This window comes from Cupriavidus sp. 2SB, assembly GCF_005503625.1.
Classification (GTDB): Bacteria; Pseudomonadota; Gammaproteobacteria; order Burkholderiales; family Burkholderiaceae; genus Cupriavidus.
This window is the reverse complement of sequence record NZ_SCMX01000002.1, coordinates 70,516-89,149: the sequence shown is the minus strand read 5'-3', so window position 1 is coordinate 89,149 and position 18,634 is coordinate 70,516. Positions and strand designations below refer to the sequence as shown.

The 18,634-nt window shown below is 62.7% G+C and carries 19 protein-coding genes; 17 read left to right on the top strand and 2 right to left on the bottom strand.

Annotation, left to right across the window (positions count from 1 at the left end; all coding sequences use genetic code 11):
• Positions 1-131: 131 nt before the first annotated feature.
• A complete protein-coding gene (locus FFS21_RS01440) occupies positions 132-1,115 on the bottom strand; it encodes a malate dehydrogenase (RefSeq protein ID WP_137923152.1) in 984 nt (327 codons plus the stop codon).
• A 420-nt stretch (positions 1,116-1,535) separates the two neighbouring features.
• On the opposite strand from FFS21_RS01440, the gene FFS21_RS01435 reads away from it, so the two are divergent.
• Positions 1,536-2,405 (top strand): GntR family transcriptional regulator, encoded by an 870-nt coding sequence (locus FFS21_RS01435; RefSeq protein WP_137923151.1) that lies wholly within the window; start codon positions 1,536-1,538, stop codon positions 2,403-2,405.
• Here FFS21_RS01435 and FFS21_RS01430 read toward each other — a convergent pair.
• A complete protein-coding gene (locus tag FFS21_RS01430; protein ID WP_137923150.1) occupies positions 2,387-2,770 on the bottom strand; it encodes a hypothetical protein in 384 nt (127 codons plus the stop codon). The two genes, FFS21_RS01435 and FFS21_RS01430, sit on opposite strands and share 19 nt — an antisense overlap.
• A 17-nt stretch (positions 2,771-2,787) precedes the next feature.
• Here FFS21_RS01430 and sdhC point away from each other — a divergent pair, with 17 nt between their 5' ends.
• From sdhC to asd, 16 genes are all read left to right on the top strand, one after another.
• Complete coding sequence (gene sdhC, locus FFS21_RS01425; protein ID WP_137923149.1) at positions 2,788-3,198, top strand: succinate dehydrogenase, cytochrome b556 subunit; 411 nt, start codon at positions 2,788-2,790, stop codon at positions 3,196-3,198.
• Positions 3,199-3,209: 11 nt separating this feature from the next.
• Positions 3,210-3,575 carry a succinate dehydrogenase, hydrophobic membrane anchor protein gene (gene sdhD / locus FFS21_RS01420; RefSeq protein ID WP_124683765.1) on the top strand — a complete coding sequence of 122 codons (366 nt, stop codon included), beginning with the start codon at positions 3,210-3,212 and terminating at the stop codon, positions 3,573-3,575.
• Positions 3,576-3,578: 3 nt separating this feature from the next.
• Positions 3,579-5,357, top strand: a complete 1,779-nt coding sequence (gene sdhA, locus FFS21_RS01415) for a succinate dehydrogenase flavoprotein subunit (protein ID WP_137923148.1) — start codon at positions 3,579-3,581, stop codon at positions 5,355-5,357.
• A gap of 34 nt (positions 5,358-5,391) precedes the next feature.
• Positions 5,392-6,093 (top strand): succinate dehydrogenase iron-sulfur subunit, encoded by a 702-nt coding sequence (locus FFS21_RS01410; RefSeq protein WP_137923147.1) that lies wholly within the window; start codon positions 5,392-5,394, stop codon positions 6,091-6,093.
• Positions 6,094-6,245: 152 nt separating this feature from the next.
• Complete coding sequence (locus FFS21_RS01405) at positions 6,246-6,527, top strand: FAD assembly factor SdhE (protein ID WP_137923146.1); 282 nt, start codon at positions 6,246-6,248, stop codon at positions 6,525-6,527.
• Between the two features lie 42 nt (positions 6,528-6,569).
• Complete coding sequence (gltA, locus tag FFS21_RS01400; RefSeq protein WP_137923145.1) at positions 6,570-7,871, top strand: citrate synthase; 1,302 nt, start codon at positions 6,570-6,572, stop codon at positions 7,869-7,871.
• Positions 7,872-8,401: 530 nt separating this feature from the next.
• Entirely contained in the window at positions 8,402-9,529 is a 1,128-nt protein-coding gene (locus FFS21_RS01395) for a branched-chain amino acid ABC transporter substrate-binding protein (protein WP_137923144.1), read from the top strand.
• Between the two features lie 138 nt (positions 9,530-9,667).
• Positions 9,668-10,594, top strand: coding sequence for a high-affinity branched-chain amino acid ABC transporter permease LivH (gene livH, locus FFS21_RS01390; RefSeq protein ID WP_137923143.1), 927 nt, complete (start codon positions 9,668-9,670; stop codon positions 10,592-10,594).
• A 9-nt stretch (positions 10,595-10,603) separates the two neighbouring features.
• Entirely contained in the window at positions 10,604-11,857 is a 1,254-nt protein-coding gene (locus tag FFS21_RS01385) for a high-affinity branched-chain amino acid ABC transporter permease LivM (RefSeq protein ID WP_137923142.1), read from the top strand.
• The gene (livG, locus tag FFS21_RS01380) at positions 11,854-12,621 is read left to right on the top strand and encodes a high-affinity branched-chain amino acid ABC transporter ATP-binding protein LivG (protein WP_137923141.1); all 768 of its coding nucleotides are present in this window, start codon (positions 11,854-11,856) and stop codon (positions 12,619-12,621) included. The genes FFS21_RS01385 and livG overlap by 4 nt, the downstream gene beginning before the upstream one ends.
• The gene (locus tag FFS21_RS01375) at positions 12,621-13,322 is read left to right on the top strand and encodes an ABC transporter ATP-binding protein (RefSeq protein ID WP_137923140.1); all 702 of its coding nucleotides are present in this window, start codon (positions 12,621-12,623) and stop codon (positions 13,320-13,322) included. Before livG ends, FFS21_RS01375 begins: the two co-directional genes overlap by 1 nt.
• Before the next feature lie 399 nt (positions 13,323-13,721).
• The gene (gene leuC, locus FFS21_RS01370) at positions 13,722-15,131 is read left to right on the top strand and encodes a 3-isopropylmalate dehydratase large subunit (RefSeq protein ID WP_137923139.1); all 1,410 of its coding nucleotides are present in this window, start codon (positions 13,722-13,724) and stop codon (positions 15,129-15,131) included.
• Between the two features lie 66 nt (positions 15,132-15,197).
• Positions 15,198-15,329: an entericidin A/B family lipoprotein gene (locus FFS21_RS01365; protein WP_130389614.1), complete on the top strand. Its 132-nt coding sequence runs from the start codon at positions 15,198-15,200 to the stop codon at positions 15,327-15,329.
• Between the two features lie 10 nt (positions 15,330-15,339).
• Positions 15,340-15,990 (top strand): 3-isopropylmalate dehydratase small subunit, encoded by a 651-nt coding sequence (gene leuD, locus FFS21_RS01360; protein ID WP_137923138.1) that lies wholly within the window; start codon positions 15,340-15,342, stop codon positions 15,988-15,990.
• Positions 15,991-16,024: 34 nt separating this feature from the next.
• Positions 16,025-17,092, top strand: coding sequence for a 3-isopropylmalate dehydrogenase (gene leuB / locus FFS21_RS01355; protein ID WP_137923137.1), 1,068 nt, complete (start codon positions 16,025-16,027; stop codon positions 17,090-17,092).
• Between the two features lie 367 nt (positions 17,093-17,459).
• A complete protein-coding gene (asd, locus tag FFS21_RS01350) occupies positions 17,460-18,596 on the top strand; it encodes an aspartate-semialdehyde dehydrogenase (protein WP_137923136.1) in 1,137 nt (378 codons plus the stop codon).
• Positions 18,597-18,634: the final 38 nt, after the last annotated feature.

The window sequence follows — 18,634 nt, the reverse complement described above, 5'->3', positions numbered from 1 at the left end:
GCGTAAGACGTATGAAGCAGGGGGTTAATGAGAAGACAAGGCGAGCGCCCAAAGAAAAACCGGGGTCCGCGCCGATTCTGCAATCGATGCGGACCCCGGTTTCATGAGTGGGTAGCTCCTGGTACTAGAGATCAGCCCAGCAGGTGTTGCACGCCGGCACGCTCTTCTTCCAGTTCCTTCAGCGTGATGTTGATCTTTTCCTGGCTGTAGGCGTCGATCTCGAGACCTTGCACGATTTCGTACTTGCCGTTGGCCGTAGTCACCGGGTAGCCGAACATGACGTCCTTCGGAATGCCGTATTCGCCGTTCGACGGGATGCCCATCGTGACGACCTTGCCGTTCGAGCCCAGGACCCAGTCACGCACGTGGTCGATGGCGGCGTTGGCAGCCGAAGCGGCCGACGACAGGCCACGTGCCTCGATGATGGCGGCGCCGCGCTTGCCGACGGTCGGCAGGAACACGTCGTTGTTCCAGACCTGGTCGTTGATCAGGTCCTTGACGCTCTTGCCGTCGACGGTGGCGTAGCGGTAGTCGGCGTACATCGTCGGGCTGTGATTGCCCCAGACGAACAGCTTCTCGACCGACGACACCGGCTTGCCGGTCTTGGCGGCGATCTGCGACAGCGCACGGTTGTGGTCCAGGCGCAGCATGGCCGTGAAGTTCTCGCGCTTCAGGCTCGGCGCGGACTTCATGGCGATGTAGGCGTTGGTGTTGGCCGGGTTGCCCACGACCAGTACCTTGACGTCGCGGCTTGCCACTTCGTCCAGGGCCTTGCCCTGCACCGTGAAGATCTGGGCGTTGGCTTCGAGCAGGTCCTTGCGTTCCATGCCCTTGCTACGCGGACGGGCACCCACCAGCAGGGCAACGTCGGCGTCCTTGAAGGCAACCTTGGGGTCGTCGGTGATGACCACGCCAGCCAGCAGCGGGAACGCGCAGTCTTCCAGTTCCATCACCACGCCCTTGACGGCGGTCTGGGCTTGCGGGAGGTCGAGCAGTTGGAGGATGACCGGCTGGTCTTTGCCGAGCATGTCGCCGTTGGCGATGCGGAACAGCAGGGAATAGCCGATCTGGCCAGCGGCGCCGGTGACTGCGACGCGCATTGGGGCTTTAGCCATGAGTAAGTCTCCAAACGAAAAGAGGGGGTAACCGTTCGATGGCGGCTGGCCGTCCAGGGGTTGGAGCAGGCCGGCGCGTCACCGGGTGCTGGTCTCGTGTCGCCACGGGGCAGGCGGGCATCCGCCGGCAGCCCGCAATACAAGGCCCGGGGGCCGCAACGAGGAGCGCGCGGGCCATGGGCATGCGTCGAGGGCGACAAGGCGTAAGTCTACTACTGCTATGTGGTGCGCCGCATCCGCTAAGTGCTCGGGCCTTGGGGCGGGACAGCCCCATGCGGGAGCCTGGGCGAGGGCGGCGGCACGGACTGCGCGAGTTTAGGGTGCGCCCCGATTGATGTCAATTCATATGTCTTATATAAGACATAAGACATTTCATAGCGTGCTGGACGCGATTCCGGAATTTGTGGTTGAATCCGGGCTATGTCATCCCTGCCTACGTCCCCGTCCGCCACGGCTGCCAACGGTTCGCCGGAATCGGTCGCCCCCCGGAGCGCCGGGACGCAGCCGTCCGCTACGCCGCAGGGCGCCAGTCCGGCGCCTGCAACGCCCGCCGCCGCGCCTGCCTCCGTCCCATCCCCCACGTTCAGTCCGCTGTACCAGCAGATCAAGGCTTTGATCATGCAGAGCCTGCAGACGGGCGAATGGAAGCCGGGTGAGATGATTCCGAGCGAAATGGACCTGGCCGCCCGCTACAAGGTTAGCCAGGGTACGGTGCGCAAGGCCATCGACGAACTGGCTGCCGACAATCTTGTGGCGCGGCGCCAGGGCAAAGGCACCTTTGTGACCACCCACCATGAGGACGTGGTCAAGTTCCGCTTCCTGCGGCTGGTGCCCGACGAGGGCGAACCCCATTACGGCGCCAGCCGCGTGCTCGAATGCAAGCGCCTGCGCGCACCGGCCGAGATCGCGCGACTGCTCGATATCCGCACCGGTGACAGCGTGGTGCAGATCCGTCGCGTGCTGAATTTCTCGAACGAAGCCACGGTGCTGGACGAAATCTGGCTGCTTGGCGCCAACTTCAAGGGCCTGACGGCCGAGAAGCTCAACGAGTGGAAGGGCCCGATGTACGCGCTCTTCGAAGCCGAGTTCGGCACCCGGATGATCCGCGCAACAGAAAAGATTCGCGCAGTTGCTGCCGATAACACGGCGGCGGAGTTGCTTTCCGTGGAGCCCGGTACGCCGCTGTTGTCGGTGGAGCGGGTCTCATTTACATATGGCGACCGCCCGGTGGAAGTCCGTCGTGGTCTTTATGTCACGACCCGGCACTATTATCAAAACGACTTGAGCTGATGCGCGATGGCGATGGAAGGACTGTCCTGGAAGCCGATTATTGCGGCATGCGCATGGGGCCGTCCGCCAGCATTGTCGCGCGTGGCAGGAATCGTCCGATATATCGCGTCCGGAGTGGTGCGCGCATTGTCGCGTGCGATTGTCGCGCACGCCGCGTTGGTGCGTGATAGTCGAAAATTATTGGTGCGCTGCGCAACAAAGGCGCTAAAATCACGCCGATTTGCTCCTGCATTCATTTGCATCCAGCGCCCCCACACGTTCGATGCAGGGTTAGACGCAATCCGGTGCATCCACGGTAACCGCTGTGGCAAGCCGATGCAATGGGGAGTAATGGCAGTGTCGTTCTTTTGCAGTTTTCTTTTCACAGCAAATGGGGTCTCGCATGGCTGAAGCCGCCAAACAAGCCAGGCCGGAGTTCCGGAATATCGGTATCGCGCAAATCTCGCGCTACCGGTTGCCCTGGGCCGGCAAGGTATCCATCCTGCATCGCGTCAGCGGTGCCTTGATGTTCCTCCTCCTTCCGTTCGTTCTGTATCTCTTCGAGCAGAGCGTCACCTCCGAACTGAGCTACGCGAAGTTCTCGGCCCTGCTGTCCAACGGCTTCGTCAAGCTGGTGATCCTGGCCCTGATCTGGGGCTATCTGCATCACTTCTGCGCCGGTATCCGTTTCCTGCTGCTCGACGTGCACGTCGGCGTGACCAAGCCCGCCTCCGCCACCTCGGCCAAGATCGTGCTGGTCGTAAGCCTGCTGCTCACCGTGGTGTTCGGGCTCAAGCTGTTTGGCCTGTTCTGAGGAGAGTGAAGGTGGCAAACAATAATATCGGTCCCAAGCGTCTTGTCGTCGGTGCGCACTACGGTCTCAAGGACTGGCTCGCGCAACGCGTTACCGCAGTCATCATGGTGGTGTTCACCGTGGTGCTCGCCGGGGTGTATCTCGCCTTCGGCAATCCTTCGTACGAAGGCTGGTCGGGTCTCTTCGCCAACCAATGGATGAAGCTCCTGACGTTCCTGACGGTTCTGTCCCTGCTGTTCCACGCGTGGATCGGCATTCGCGACATCTGGATGGACTACGTGAAGCCGATGGCCGTGCGCCTCGTGCTGCAAGTTCTTACGATTCTGTGGCTCGTTGGTTGTGCGGGCTACGCTGCTCAGATTCTCTGGAGGGTGTAATAAATGGTCGCAGTCAAGACTGGATTGCCGCGTCGCAAATTTGACGTGGTCATCGTCGGGGCGGGCGGCGCCGGGATGCGCGCATCCCTCCAGCTCGCGGAAGCCGGCCTGAACGTGGCCGTGCTGTCGAAGGTTTTCCCGACCCGCTCGCACACCGTTGCGGCGCAGGGCGGTATCGGTGCCTCGCTCGGCAACATGAGCGAGGACAACTGGCACTATCACTTCTACGACACCATCAAGGGTTCCGATTGGCTGGGTGACCAGGACGCCATCGAATTCATGTGCCGTGAAGCCCCGAAGGTCGTGTACGAGCTCGAACACTTCGGCATGCCGTTCGACCGCAACGCCGACGGCACGATCTACCAGCGCCCGTTCGGTGGTCACACCGCCAACTACGGTGAAAAGCCCGTGCAGCGTGCCTGCGCTGCGGCTGACCGTACCGGCCACGCACTGCTGCACACGCTGTACCAGCGCAACGTCCGCGCCAAGACCCACTTCTTCGTGGAGTGGATGGCGCTGGACCTGATCCGCGACGAAGAAGGCGACGTGCTGGGCGTGACCGCACTGGAAATGGAAACCGGGGAAGTCTATATCCTCGAAGCCAAGACCACGCTGTTCGCCACGGGCGGTGCCGGCCGTATCTATGCCGCGTCCACCAACGCCTTCATCAACACCGGTGACGGCCTGGGCATGGCAGCGCGCGCAGGCGTGCCGCTGGAAGACATGGAGTTCTGGCAGTTCCACCCGACCGGCGTGGCCGGCGCGGGCGTGCTGATCACGGAAGGCGTGCGCGGCGAAGGCGGCATCCTGCGTAACAAGGATGGCGAGCGCTTCATGGAGCGCTATGCCCCGACGCTGAAGGATCTGGCGCCGCGTGACTTCGTGTCGCGCTCGATGGACCAGGAAATCAAGGAAGGCCGCGGTTGTGGCCCGAACGGCGACTACGTGCTGCTCGACCTGACTCACGTCGGTGCCGAGACCATCATGAAGCGCCTGCCGTCGATCCGCGAAATCGGCATGAAGTTTGCCAACGTGGACGCCATCAAGGAACCGATCCCGGTCGTGCCGACCATCCACTACCAGATGGGTGGCATTCCGACGAACTTCCACGGTCAGGTCGTGGTGCCGAAGAACGGCAACCCGAACGAAGTGGTCAACGGTTTCTACGCCATCGGCGAATGCTCCTGCGTGTCGGTGCACGGCGCCAACCGCCTGGGCACGAACTCGCTGCTGGACCTCGTGGTGTTCGGCCGTGCCGCCGGCAACCACATCGTCGCCAACGCGTCGAAGCAGAAGGAACACAAGCCGCTGCCGGCAGACGCCGCCGACCGCGCCATGGCGCGCCTGGCCAAGCTGCAGGGCACGACCTCGGGTGAGTACACCCAGGACGTGGCCAACGACATCCGCCGCAACATGCAGTCGCATGCTGGCGTGTTCCGTACGCAGAAGCTGATGGACGAAGGCGTCGAGCGCATTCTGGAAGTGGCAGAGCGTGCCGACAACATCCACCTGAAGGACAAGTCCAAGGTCTTCAACACCGCACTGGTGGAAGCCCTGGAAGTGGCCAACCTGGTGGAAGTGGCCAAGGCCACGATGATCTCGGCCGCTGCCCGCAAGGAATCGCGCGGTGCGCACGCGCACAGCGACTTCCCGAATCGCGACGACGACAACTGGCTGAAGCACTCGCTGTTCTACAGCGAAGGCAACCGCCTCGACTACAAGCCGGTGAAGATGCAACCGCTGACGGTGGAATCGGTTCCGCCCAAGGCCCGTACGTTCTAAACGGCGCATCGTAGAGAAAACAGGACCCACAGAAATGAAGCGTATTTTCGAAGTCTACCGCTACGATCCGGACAAGGACGCCGCACCCCGCATGCAGACCTACGAGGTGGAACTCGACGGTCACGAGCGCATGCTGCTGGACGCACTGGTCAAGCTGAAGAAGCTCGACGAGACGATCTCGTTCCGTCGTTCGTGCCGCGAAGGCGTGTGCGGCTCGGACGCGATGAACATCAACGGCAAGAACGGCCTGGCCTGCCTGACGAACATGCGCGAGCTGCCGGACCGCATCGTGCTGCGTCCGCTGCCCGGCCTGCCGGTGGTGCGCGACCTGATCGTCGACATGACGAACTTCTTCAAGCAGTACAACTCGATCAAGCCGTTCCTGATCAACGACGAGCCGCCGCCCGAGAAGGAGCGTCTGCAGTCGCCGCAAGAGCGTGACGAGCTGGACGGCCTGTACGAGTGCATTCTTTGCGCAAGCTGCTCCACGTCGTGCCCGTCGTTCTGGTGGAATCCGGACAAGTTCGTCGGCCCCGCCGGCCTGCTGCAAGCCTACCGCTTCATCGCCGACAGCCGCGACCAGGCTACCGGCGAGCGTCTGGACAACCTGAACGACCCGTACCGCCTGTTCCGCTGCCACAGCATCATGAACTGCGTCGACGTGTGCCCGAAGGGTCTCAATCCGACGAAGGCGATTGGCAAGATCAAGGAATTGATGGTTCGCCGCGCTGTTTAATCGGCGGGTATAAACTGCCTGATGCGTCCGAGTCTTACGCGGCGCATCAGGCAGTCTGCAACTGATCGAAGTTGATTTAGCAGTTGATGTAAGCGACGTGTCAGCCCGGTGCAGTATCCAGTCGGGTGGCCGCCGTTCAAAGAAGGCTGACCATGAGTCAATCCACCACATTCTCCCATCAGGCTGATCCGCACAAGCGTGCCCGGCTTCGCTGGCGCGCCCGCCGCGGCCTCCTGGAGAACGACATCATCGTCGAACGTTTCTTCAATCGTTACGAGGAGAGCCTGTCTGATGAAGACGTGGCTTCGCTGGGTGAGCTGTTCGAGCTCAGCGACAACGATTTGATGGACCTGCTGCTGGTCCGCAAGGAACTGGACGGTGAGCTCGATACGCCCCCGATGCAACGGGTACTCAGCCTGCTGCGTTCGGTCTGAGTTTGGTCAACAACATTATTCACAGTATTTGAAGGAATCGACATGACGCCGTCCGATGTGAAAGCCACGCTATCGTTTTCCGATGGTTCCCCCAGCGTTGAGCTGCCGATCTACCAGGGTACCGTTGGCCCGGACGTGATCGACATTCGCAAGCTGTACGGACAGACCGGCAAGTTCACCTATGACCCGGGGTTCATGTCGACTGCTTCGTGCAACTCCAAGATCACCTACATCGACGGTGACAAGGGTGAACTGCTGTATCGCGGTTACCCGATCGAGCAACTGGCGCAGAAGTGCGACCACCTCGAGACCTGCTACCTGCTGCTGAAGGGTGAACTGCCCAACGCCAAGCAGAAGGAAGAATTCGTTGGCTCGGTGATGAACCACACGATGGTTCACGAGCAACTGCAATTCTTCATGCGCGGTTTCCGCCGCGACGCCCACCCGATGGCTGTCCTGACGGGCCTGGTGGGTGCCATGAGCGCGTTCTACCACGACGCCATGGATATCGACGATCCGCACCAGCGCGAGATCTCGGCCATTCGCCTGATCGCCAAGATGCCGACCCTGGTCGCCATGGCGTACAAGTACAACATCGGCCAGCCGTACATCTACCCGCAGAACGACCTGTCCTACTCGGGCAACTTCATGCGCATGATGTTTGGTACGCCGTGCGCACCGTACACCGTGAACCCGGTGCTGGAGCGCGCACTGGATCGCATCTTCATCCTGCACGCCGACCACGAGCAGAATGCATCGACCTCGACCGTCCGCCTGGCCGGTTCGTCGGGCACGAACCCGTTCGCAGCCATCGCCGCCGGCGTGGCCTGCCTGTGGGGTCCGGCCCACGGCGGCGCGAACGAAGCCGCGTTGAAGATGCTGGAAGAAATCGGCAGCGTCGATCACATCAACGAGTTCATCAAGCAGGTGAAGGACAAGAACTCGGGCGTGCGCCTGATGGGCTTCGGTCACCGCGTGTACAAGAACTACGATCCGCGCGCCAAGCTCATGCGCGAAACCTGCCATGAAGTGCTGAACGAACTGGGCCTGCACAACGACCCGCTGTTCAAGCTCGCCATGGAACTGGAAAAGATCGCGCTGGAAGACGAATACTTCGTCAGCCGCAAGCTGTACCCGAACGTGGACTTCTACTCGGGTATCGTGCAGCGCGCACTGGGCATCCCGACCTCGCTGTTCACCTGCATCTTCGCCCTGGCGCGTACGCCGGGCTGGATCTCGCAGTGGGAAGAGATGATCACCGATCCGGAATACAAGATCGGCCGCCCGCGCCAGTTGTTCAACGGCTCCGCCGCTCGCGACGTGCCGGACATGGCCAAGCGCTGATCCGTCTGCTGTGCCGCTGTAGAGAAGACGCCCTGGGAAACCGGGGCGTTTTTTTTGCGAGCAACCCTGCACGCACTAGTGTTGTGAAACGGCTTTTCCACGACGCTTCCTGCTCATGTGCGGTTGCAACAAGCTGCATAAGTTGTCAGATTTCCGCCAAATATGGATAACTTCGCTCTGTCGGGTTGCAACTTTCGCCCTATAATGCCCGCTGCTTTGCCGACCGGCAGCCGGGCCACCCTTCCGGCATGTCGGGTTCGGAAAAGCGGGGCAGGCGAAGCGCTTGCGCAATAGAGAACGCATCAACGTTGTCTTTCCGAACTTACGGCGTACGCCGCTTCCCTGAGGGAAATGCGCGCGCGCCGGCACATGCCGGGCCCCGCATCGCTTTACGTCGTCACCGCTGGCCCGACTTCCGCTTTGGGCCGTCTGCCGTTCGCCGTCTGCCATATTCCCGCGGGTGCTGTTCGATTGCGCCGGTCATGCCGACTCTGCCCGGAATGACCCATACATAAATCGAGGAGCTCCTGATGACGTTTTCCCGTCTCTCGTCCACTGCCATGGCCGCCGTGCTCGCCACTGCCGGCCTCGCTGCCTTCACTTCGGCCAACGCCGAAACCGTCAAGATCGCCATCGCCGGCCCCATGAGCGGCTCCGTCGCCCAGTACGGCGACATGGTCAAGGCCGGTGCGCTGACCGCCATCGAGCAGATCAATGCTGCTGGCGGCGCCAATGGCAACAAGCTCGAAGCTGTGCTGCTGGACGATGCCTGCGAACCGAAGCAAGCCGTGGCCGTCGCCAACAAGGTCGTCAGCCAGGGCATCCACTACGTGATTGGTCACGTGTGCTCGGGTTCGACGATTCCGGCATCGGACATCTACGAGAACGAAGGTATCGTGATGGTTACGCCGTCGGCCACCGCGCCGCAGCTGACCGAGACGAAGAAGCGCAACTTCATCTTCCGCACGATTGGCCGTGATGACCAGCAAGGTCCGGCGGCTGCCCAGTACATCATCAACAAGGTCAAGCCGAAGAAGGTTGCCGTGCTGCACGACAAGCAGTCGTACGGCCAGGGCATTGCCAGCTCGGTGAAGAAGGACCTGGAAGCGGCCAAGATTCCCGTAGCCGTGTTCGAAGGCATCAACGCTGGCGATTCCGACTATTCGGCCGTGATCACCAAGCTGAAGTCGCAAGGCGTGGACTTCGTCTACTTCGGCGGCTATCACCCGGAAATGGGCCTGCTGCTGCGCCAGGCGCGCGAGCAGGGCGTGAAGGCCACGTTCATGGGTCCGGAAGGCGTGGGCAACAAGGACGTGACGGCCATCGCCGGCCCGGCTTCGGAAGGCATGCTCGTGACGCTGCCGGCCGACTTCTCGGCCGATCCGGCCAACGCGGCGCTGGTGAAGGCTTTCGCGGACAAGAAGCGTGATGCCAACGGCCCGTTCCAGATGCCTGCCTACGCGGCCGTGAAGATCATCGGCGACGCTATCGCCGGCGCCAAGAGCACGGACCCGACGAAGGTGGCCGCTTACATGCACAAGAACGCGTTCACCACGCCGATCGGCAAGGTCGAGTACGACGCCAAGGGCGACCTGAAGTCGTTCAAGTTTGTCGTCTACACGTGGCACAAGGACGCCACCAAGACCGCCGCCAACTAAACCCGGCGCCATCCTGGCGAAACGCCCCGCGGCCAACCGGCTCGCGGGGCGTTTTGGTATCGGTTCGATGTCGATAATGCGCCACATAAGGGCGAGCGGCATCGCGCATCGGACTTCCCGATCCACAAGGTCCCCCGCATGAACGAATTCCTTCCACAATTCACCCAGCAGCTGGTCAATGGCCTGACGCTGGGTGCGATCTATGCGCTGATCGCCATCGGCTACACGATGGTCTACGGCATCATCGGCATGATCAACTTTGCCCACGGCGAGATCTACATGATCGGCGCCTACGTGGGTCTCGTGACGCTGACCGCCATTGGCGCGCAAGCTGGCTATCCCCTGCCGCTCGTGTTGGGCGCGGCGTTGATCGTCTCCGTGGCCGTGACAGGCTGCTACGGCTATGCCGTGGAGCGCGTGGCCTATCGACCCCTGCGTGGCGGTCCGCGGCTGGTGCCGCTGATCTCCGCCATCGGGATGTCGATTTTTCTGCAGAACTATGTCCAGATCGGGCAGGGCGCACGTGATGTGTCCGTGCCGCTGCTGATCTCGGGTGCCATCGAATTCCAGATGGGCAGTGACTTCACGGTGACCGTGCCGTACTCGCGCCTGCTGATCGTGGGCGTGACGCTGGTGCTGATGATTGCGCTGACGCTGTTCATCGGGCATTCGCGCATGGGTCGCGCGTGCCGTGCCTGCGCGGAAGACATGCGCATGGCCAACCTGCTTGGCATCGATACGAATCGCGTGATCTCGTTCACGTTCGTGCTCGGCGCGATGCTGGCCGCCGTGGGCGGCGTGCTGATCGGACTGACCATCGGCAAGCTCAATCCGTTCATCGGCTTCATCGCCGGCATCAAGGCATTCACGGCCGCGGTGCTGGGCGGCATCGGCAGCATTCCGGGCGCGATGCTCGGTGGCGTGCTGCTGGGCCTGGCCGAGACATTCGCCGCCGGCTACATGCCGGCCGAGTACAAGGACGTGGTGGCCTTCGGCCTGCTGATTTTGGTGCTGCTGTTCCGTCCCACCGGGCTGCTTGGCAAGCCTGATGTGGAAAAGGTGTAAGGGGGCCCCATGACGCAATCGATTTCGCAAACGCAGCCAGGCGCCAACCTGAAGAACGCGGTGACGGCCGCCGTGATGACGGCCATCCTGACGATCCCGGTCCTGGGCCTGCAACTCAAGCTCGACGGCTACAAGGTCGTGCTCGAACCGCACTGGCGCCCGGTCTGGATCGCCGTGGCACTCGTCTTCCTGTTCCAGTTGTTCAAGCCGATGCTGACGCGTGCGCGCAGCGCGGTGAAGTTGCCGACGGTGCCCGCCATGGGCGCGAAACAGCAGCGCGTGGCGGTGTGGGTGCTGCTGGCCGTGGGCCTGGTGTTCCCGTTCTTCGGTACGCGTGGCGCCGTGGACGTGGCCACGCTGGCGCTGATCTACGTGATCCTTGGCCTGGGCCTGAATATCGTGGTCGGCTATGCCGGCCTGCTCGACCTGGGCTACGTCGGTTTCTATGCGGTAGGCGGCTATACCTACGCACTGCTGAACCAGTATTTCGGCCTGACGTTCTGGGAATGCCTGCCGCTGTCGGCTGGCTTCGCGGCGCTGTTCGGCTTCGTGCTCGGCTTCCCGGTGCTGCGGCTGCGCGGTGACTACCTCGCCATCGTGACGCTGGGCTTCGGGGAAATCATTCGCCTGCTGCTCAACAACCTGACTAGCCTGACCGGTGGTCCGGATGGCGTGTCGGGCATTCCGAAGCCGACCGTGTTCGGTATCGAGATGGCGCGCAGTGCAAGCGTGGAAGGTGCAAAGACCTTCCACGACCTGATCGGCATCCCGTACACCGGCCAGCACATGGTGATCTTCCTGTACCTGCTGGCGCTGCTGCTGGTGGGTTTCACGCTGTTCGTGACGAGCCGCCTGATCCGCATGCCGATGGGGCGTGCGTGGGAAGCGCTGCGCGAGGACGAGATCGCCTGCCGCTCGCTGGGGCTGAACCCCACGCGCATCAAGCTCTCGGCGTTCACCCTGGGCGCTTCGTTCGCCGGCCTGGCCGGTGCATTCTTCGCGGCGCGCCAGGGCCTGGTCAATCCGGAGTCGTTCACGTTCATCGAATCGGCGCTGATCCTGGCCGTGGTGGTGCTGGGTGGCATGGGCTCGCAACTGGGCGTGATCCTCGCGGCCATCCTGCTGACGATCCTGCCCGAAGTGGCGCGTGATTTTGCCGAGTACCGCATGCTGATTTTCGGCCTGGTGATGGTGCTGATGATGATGTGGCGTCCGCAGGGCCTGCTGCCCGCGAGCCGTCCCCACGTGGAGTTGCCGCGATGAGCGCTGAAATGCTGAAAGTATCCGGCCTGCAGATGCGCTTCGGCGGCCTGCTGGCCGTCGACGGCATCGAGTTCGATGTGCGTCGCGACGAGGTCTTTGCCATCATCGGCCCGAACGGCGCCGGCAAGACCACCGTGTTCAATTGCGTGGGCGGCTTCTACAAGCCTACGGCTGGCGAGGTGATGCTCGACGGCCATTCGATCGCACGCCAGCCCAGCCACGTGGTGGCGCGCCATGGTCTGGTCCGCACGTTCCAGAACATCCGCCTGTTCCGTCAGCTGACCGTCGTGGAGAACCTGATGGTCGCGCAGCATCGGCAGGTGAAGGCCGGACTGCTGCACGGCCTGCTGGCCACGCCGGCCTATCGCCGCGCCGAGCGCGAGGCGCTGGGTCGTGCAGCTGAATGGCTCGAACGGATGGGACTGACCGGCGTGGCCAACCGGGAGGCGGGTACGCTGTCGTATGGCCACCAGCGCCGGCTGGAAATCGCGCGCTGCATGATCACCAAGCCGCGCCTGCTGATGCTCGACGAACCCGCGGCGGGTCTGAATCCGCAGGAAAAGGTCGAACTGCAGCAACTGATCGACAGCCTGCGTCGCGAGTTCAATATCTCGGTGCTGCTGATCGAGCACGACATGAGCCTGGTAATGGGTGTGTCAGACCGCATCCTGGTGATGGAGCACGGCAAGCCCATCATGATCGGCAAGCCCGACGAAGTGCGCAACGACCCGCGCGTGATCAAAGCCTATCTGGGAGAGGACTGATGCTGAAGCTGGAAAACGTCCACACCCACTATGGTGCCGTGGAGGCGCTGTCGGGCGTGTCGATCGAAGTGAACCAGGGCGAGATTGTCACGCTGATCGGCAGCAACGGCGCGGGCAAGACCACGCTCATGATGACCGTGTGCGGCACGCCGCGCGCTTCGTCCGGCCGCGTGCTGTTCGAAGGACAGGACATCACGGCGCGGAACACGCACGAGATCATGCGCATGGGCATGGCCATCTCGCCGGAAGGCCGCCGCGTCTTCCCGAGCCTGACCGTGCTGGAGAACCTCAAGATGGGCGGTTTCTTCTCCAGCCGCCAGGAGATCGAGGCAGGCATCGAGCACGTGTTCAAGCTGTTCCCGAGGCTCAACCAGCGCGCCAGCCAGCGCGCCGGCACGATGAGCGGCGGCGAACAACAGATGTTGGCCATCGGCCGCGCGCTGATGAGCAAGCCCCGCCTGCTGCTGCTGGACGAGCCCACGCTCGGCCTGGCCCCGCTGATCATCGCGCAGATCTTCGACATCATCCGCACCATCCGCGAGGAAGGCGTGACCGTTTTCCTCGTAGAACAGAACGCCAACAAGGCGCTCCAGGTGGCTGATCGTGGGTATGTGCTGGAGACCGGCAAGGTGGTGCTGGCCGATACGGGCGCGAACCTGCTGGCGAATGACCGGATTCGGGCGGCCTATCTGGGCGGTTGAGTTTTACTCCCCTCTCCCACTGGGAGAGGGGCTGGGGGAGAGGGCTAGCGGTTCTGCTTGCCGACTGATCGCAGTTTGAGCCTCTGGCCCTCTCCCCCGACCCCTCTCCCGCCCTGCGGGAGAGGGGAGCAAGACCCGGCATCAGTAACCCCCTTCGCCATCCACGAAATCCCCCTTTCGCCAATGACCGCCGCCCGGGTGGTCTGGCCGGCCCGTCGGCGGCTGGCGCACATGGCATAATCGCTTGCGATGTCAAGCAATTACCGGTCCCGTCGGAAAAGCAGCAAAATAGCTGCCGGACCCGAGACGGCGCGACGGCATCCGGATAACAAACTCCCCTGCAAACCAACGCGCGGACACGGCTGGCTCCTGTGAGTCGGACGTTCTGCCCCCCGCATCATGGCCAAGACGCTTTACGACAAACTCTGGGATGACCACACCGTCCACGTCGAGGAAGACGGCACCACGCTGCTCTACATCGACCGCCACCTGCTGCACGAAGTCACGAGCCCGCAGGCGTTCGAGGGACTGAAGATGGCGGAGCGTCCGGTATGGCGCATCAGCGCGAACCTGGCTGTCTCGGACCACAACGTGCCGACCACCGACCGCACGCATGGTATTGCCGATCCTATCTCGAAGCTGCAGGTCGATACGCTCGACACCAACTGCGACGCCTTTGGCATCACCCAGTTCAAGATGAACGATCACCGCCAGGGCATCGTGCACGTGATCGGGCCGGAGCAGGGCGCCACGCTGCCGGGCATGACCGTGGTCTGCGGCGATTCGCACACCAGCACGCACGGCGCGTTCGGCGCGCTGGCGCATGGCATCGGCACCTCCGAAGTGGAGCACGTGCTGGCTACCCAGACGCTGCTGGGCAAAAAAGCCAAGAACATGCTGATCAAGGTGGAAGGCAAGCTGCCGCGCGGCTGCACCGCCAAGGACATCGTGCTGGCCATCATCGGCAAGATCGGCACCGCTGGCGGTACGGGCTACACAATGGAGTTTGCCGGCTCGGCCATTCGCGACCTGACTATGGAAGGCCGCATGACGGTTTGCAACATGGCGATCGAGGCCGGCGCGCGTGCGGGTCTGGTAGCTGTGGACGATGTCACGCTCGAATACGTGAAGAACCGTCCGTACGCGCCCACGGGCGTGGAGTGGGAGCAGGCCGTGGCCTACTGGCGCACACTGCATACCGATGCCGGTGCCCACTTCGACAAGGTGGTGGAGCTGCGCGCCGAGGAGATTCAACCGCAGGTCACCTGGGGCACGTCACCCGAGATGGTGGTGAGCATCCAGGACCGTGTGCCCGATCCCGAGAAGGAAAAGGACTCGAACAAGCGCAACGCCATGGAGCGCGCGCTGGAGTACATGAATCTCCAGCCGAACGTGCCGATGGAATCGATCAGCATCGACAAGGTGTTCATCGGCTCCTGCACCAACAGCCGCATCGAGGACATGCGCGCCGCCGCGTGGGTGGTGCAGAAGCTGGGCCGCAAGGTAGCTGGCAACGTGAAGCTGGCCATGGTGGTGCCGGGTTCCGGGCTGGTCAAGGAACAGGCCGAGCGCGAAGGGCTGGACAAGGTCTTCAAGGCTGCCGGATTTGAATGGCGCGAGCCGGGCTGCTCGATGTGCCTGGCGATGAACGCGGACCGCCTGGAGCCGGGCGAGCGCTGTGCATCCACCTCGAACCGCAACTTCGAAGGTCGTCAGGGCGCCGGTGGCCGTACGCACCTGGTGAGCCCGGCCATGGCCGCCGCCGCTGCCATCGAAGGACATTTCGTCGACATCCGCAAGCTCGGCTGAGGCTTCGGCCAACGCGGAGCAGGGTCAGGTTGTATCGTTCAACACATCTTTTCGAATAGAGAAAACATGAAAAAGATCGTGATCACGCTGCTGGCATGCCTGGGCATGCTGCAACTGGCTGGCTGCAATACGGTGGCCGGATTGGGCAAGGACACGCAGGCTGCCGGGCAGGCACTCGAGAACGCCGCCCGGAAGTAAGGAAATCATCATGGATAAGTTCACCGTACACAGCGGCCTCGCAGCGCCGCTCGACCGTGAGAACGTCGATACCGACGCGATCATCCCGAAGCAGTTCTTGAAGTCGATCAAGCGCACGGGCTTTGGCCCGAACCTGTTCGACGAATGGCGCTACAAGGATGTAGGTCAACCGGGCCAGGACAACAGCAACCGTCCGCTGAACCCGGACTTCGTGCTGAACCAGCCGCGCTACCAGGGCGCGTCGATCCTGCTGGCGCGCAACAACTTCGGCTGCGGCAGCTCTCGCGAGCACGCGCCGTGGGCACTCACGCAATACGGCTTCCGCGCCGTGATCGCGCCGAGCTTTGCCGATATCTTCTTCAACAACTGCTACAAGAACGGCCTGCTGCCGGTAGCGCTGACCGAGCAACAGGTGGACCACCTGTTCAACGAGACCAACGCGTTTCCGGGCTACCAGCTGACGATCGATCTCGACAAGCAGGTCGTGACCACGCCGGGCGGCACCAGCTATCCGTTCGACATCGCTCCGTTCCGCAAGTACTGCATGCTGAATGGCTTCGACGATATCGCCCTGACGCTGCGCCACAACGACAAGATCAAGGCGTACGAAGCCGAACGCCTGACGAAGATGCCGTGGCTCGGCAATCGTCTGGTCGGCTGATCCAGCAAGCACAGGTAAACAAGGGAAACACGAGATGAAGATTGCAGTCCTGCCGGGCGATGGCATCGGCCCCGAGATCGTTGCCGAAGCTGTCAAGGTGCTCAACGCCCTCGACGAGAAGTTCGAGATGGAAACCGCGCCGGTGGGCGGCGCCGGCTACGAGGCCGAAGGCCATCCGCTGCCGGATAACACGCTGAAGCTGGCACAGGAGGCTGACGCCATCCTGTTCGGCGCCGTGGGCGACTGGAAGTACGACAGCCTGGAGCGCCCGCTGCGCCCGGAGCAGGCCATCCTGGGCCTGCGCAAGCACCTGCAGCTGTTCGCCAACTTCCGCCCGGCAATCTGCTATCCCGAGCTGACTGGCGCATCGAGCCTGAAGCCCGAACTCGTGGCCGGCCTCGACATCCTGATCGTGCGCGAACTGAACGGCGACATCTACTTCGGCCAGCCGCGCGGCGTGCGCGAGGCGCCGGACGGCTTGTTCAAGGGCGCCCGTGAAGGCTTCGACACGATGCGTTACAGCGAGCCTGAAATCCGCCGCATCGCCCACGTGGCCTTCCAAGCCGCCGCCAAGCGTGGCAAGAAGCTGTGCAGCGTGGACAAGGCCAACGTGCTCGAGACCTTCCAGTTCTGGAAGGACATCGTGATCGAGGTCAGCAAGGAGTATCCGGATGTCGAGCTGTCGCACATGTACGTGGATAACGCCGCGATGCAACTGGTGAAGGCGCCCAAGAGCTTCGACGTGATCGTCACGGGCAACATGTTCGGCGACATCCTGTCGGATGAAGCCGCCATGCTGACGGGTTCCATCGGCATGCTGCCGTCGGCCTCGCTGGATGCGAACAACAAGGGTCTGTACGAGCCGTCGCACGGCTCGGCACCGGACATCGCCGGCAAGGGCGTGGCCAATCCGCTGGCCACGATCCTGTCCGCCGCCATGATGCTACGCTACTCGCTGAATCGTGCCGAACAGGCCGACCGCATCGAGAATGCCGTCAAGAAGGTGCTGGCCCAGGGCTACCGCACCGGCGACATCCTGACGCCGGGCTGCAAGCAGGTGGGCACGAAGGAAATGGGCGAGGCTGTGCTGGCGGCGCTGTAAGCACCGCGGTTTCCTGCCCGTCGGTTTGCTCCCCTCTCCCGCATGCGGGAGAGGGGAGTAAGGTAGCGAAACGCTACAAAACGCCGCAATTCCGCCCGCGGCATCACCGCAAATTCGTGTAGACTCTCCCGTCATGGCCCGAATCCCCCAGTCCTATCTGACTGTTTCCGCTGCAGCCGCCACTATCATTACAGTGCGTGGCGCGATCGGCATGGGTTCGCACAGCCTGGCGGTTACCGCCACGACGATTAAAACCATCACCAAAACGATCCCCTAAGATCGTTCGTCGTGCCTGCCCGTCTTCCCCGCGCAGCCACGCCGGGCGAGGAAAATGGCGGGGAAGTTCACATCACATCCGAGGTAAGTCATGATTGTAGGTCTCGTCGGTTGGCGAGGAATGGTCGGCAGCGTCCTGATGCAGCGCATGCAGGAAGAGGGCGATTTCGACCATATCGAGCCCATTTTCTTCAGCACGTCCAACGCAGGCGGCAAGGCCCCGGCGATGGCGAAGAATGAAACCACGCTGAAAGATGCGAACGACATCGAGGCACTGAAGAAGTGCGACGTGGTGCTCACCGCCCAGGGTGGCGACTACACGAACGATGTGTTTCCGCGCCTGCGCGCCGCTGGCTGGAACGGCTACTGGATTGATGCGGCTTCGTCGCTGCGCATGAAGGACGATGCGATCATCGTGCTGGACCCGGTCAACCTTGGTGTGATCAAGGATGCGCTGTCGAAGGGCGTCAAGAACTTCATCGGCGGCAACTGCACGGTCAGCTGCATGATGATGGGTCTGGGCGGTCTGTTCGAAGCCGACCTGATCGAGTGGATGACCTCGATGACGTACCAGGCCGCCTCGGGCGGCGGTGCCCAGCACATGCGCGAGCTGCTGACGCAGTTCGGCACGCTGAACAACGCGGTCAAGCCGCTGCTGGACAACCCGGCGTCGGCCATCCTCGAGATTGACCGTCAGATCCTGGCTACCCAGCACGGCCTGTCCGCCGATGAAACGAAGCAGTTTGGCGTGCCCCTGGCTGGCAACCTGATTCCGTGGATCGACAAGGACCTGGGCAACGGCGTTTCCAAGGAAGAATGGAAGGGCGGTGCCGAGACCAACAAGATCCTGGGCCGCGGCGAAGGCTTCGTGGGCGCCACTGGCGCGGCCCCGATTGCCGTGGACGGCCTGTGCGTGCGGATTGGCGCAATGCGCTGCCACTCGCAAGCGCTGACCATCAAGCTGCGGAAGGATGTGCCGCTGGACGAGATCGAAGGCATGCTGGCCGCCAACAACCAGTGGGCCAAGGTCGTGCCGAACACGCGCGAAGCCAGCATGAAGGATCTGACGCCGGCCGCCGTGACGGGCACGCTGACGATTCCGGTCGGTCGCTTGCGCAAGATGCAGATGGGTGGCGAGTACCTGTCGGCCTTCACCGTGGGCGACCAGCTCCTGTGGGGCGCTGCCGAACCCCTGCGTCGCATGCTGCGCATTCTGATCGAGGGTTGACCCTGAGAGTGACCTCTCCGCATCGTTGCGGGGAGGCA